The 1,301-nt window shown below is 67.6% G+C and carries 2 protein-coding genes; both read left to right on the forward strand.

The features are described from left to right. Window positions 1-72: 72 nt before the first annotated feature. Window positions 73-987: a flagellar motor protein MotB gene (locus tag IEZ31_RS29235; RefSeq protein WP_268241697.1), complete on the forward strand. Its 915-nt coding sequence runs from the start codon at window positions 73-75 to the stop codon at window positions 985-987. A gap of 14 nt (window positions 988-1,001) precedes the next feature. Continuing rightward, window positions 1,002-1,301, forward strand: a 300-nt coding sequence (locus IEZ31_RS56935; protein WP_373294710.1) for a flagellar basal body-associated FliL family protein, incomplete at its 3' end; no start/stop codon positions are given.

Genomic DNA, 1,301 nt, shown 5'->3' on the forward strand with positions numbered 1-1,301 from the left:
CGCAACTTACGTGTCGTCCGGTTGGGTCGATGGTCTCTCCGTCAGCGTTACAGACCTGCAGGGGAGGCCGTGGTGAGTGGTGGTGGACACGCCGCCGTGAAGGCGGGTGCGCGCGCCAGACACAGCAAGGGCGGCCACGACGAGGAGGAGCACGAGAACCACGAGCGGTGGCTGGTGTCCTACGCGGACATGATGACGCTGCTGATGGTGCTGTTCATCGTGCTGTTCGCGATCTCGCAGGTCGACCAGAAGAAGTTCACCGAGCTCAAGAACGGCCTCGCCGTCGGGTTCGGCAACCCCTCCGTGGCGTTCAACGGCGGCGAGGCCTCCCTCATGGAGTCCTCCGACAGCAACTCGCCCATGGACATGTCCTCCGGCATCGGCGGCACCACCTCCGACGCCACCGCGATCCAGGAAGCGGTCGCGGCCAAGGAACGCGCCCGGGCCGCCCAACGCCAGGCCAGAGCCGCCCAGGAGGTCCAGAACTTCGACCGGATCAAACAGCAGATCACCGACGCACTGGCCGAACACGGCCTGCAGGACCAGGTCCGCTTCACCATCGACGAACGCGGCCTCGTCGTCACCGTCATCACCACCGGCATCGTCTTCGACGGCAACGAAGCCACCCTGCTGCCCGCCGGCCGCGCCATCATCGACGGCGTCGGCCCCGCCATCGCCGCCCTGCCCAACACCATCGAAATCGACGGGCACACCAACCAGCTCACCGGCGGCACCGGCACCTACCCCTCCGGCTGGGAACTGTCCACCGCCCGCGCCGCCAGCGTCCTACGCCTCCTGCACCAGCACGCCGGCATCCCCGAAACCCGGCTCATCGCCGCCGGGTTCGCCGACACCAGACCCCTCTACCCCACCACCGACCCACGCGCCGCCACCCTCAACCGCCGCGTCGAGATCATCGTCCTGTCCAACCTGCCAGCCGACACCCGGGCACTGCTGCCCTCGGCCGCCACCACCACCGCGAACTGAGGGAGCAGCCCAGCATGGCCAGCACCGACAAGACCACCGAACAAGCCCCGAAGCAGGGCGGCCGGAAGAAACTCATCATGATCATCACCGTCGCCCTCGTCGCGCTCATCGGCGGCGGCGCCGGCGGGTACTTCATGTTCAAACCCAACACCGCCAAAGCCGAACCCGAACCCACCCCCGGCACCGTCCTCGTCCTCGACGCCATCACCATCAACCTCGCCGACGGCCACTACCTCAAACTCAAACTCAGCCTCCAGACCACCACCGACGCCGGCGAAGCACTCGACGGCTCCAAGGCCCTCGACATCGCCATC

This window comes from Dactylosporangium sucinum (assembly GCF_014647515.1).
Lineage (GTDB): Bacteria > Actinomycetota > Actinomycetes > Mycobacteriales > Micromonosporaceae > Dactylosporangium > Dactylosporangium sucinum.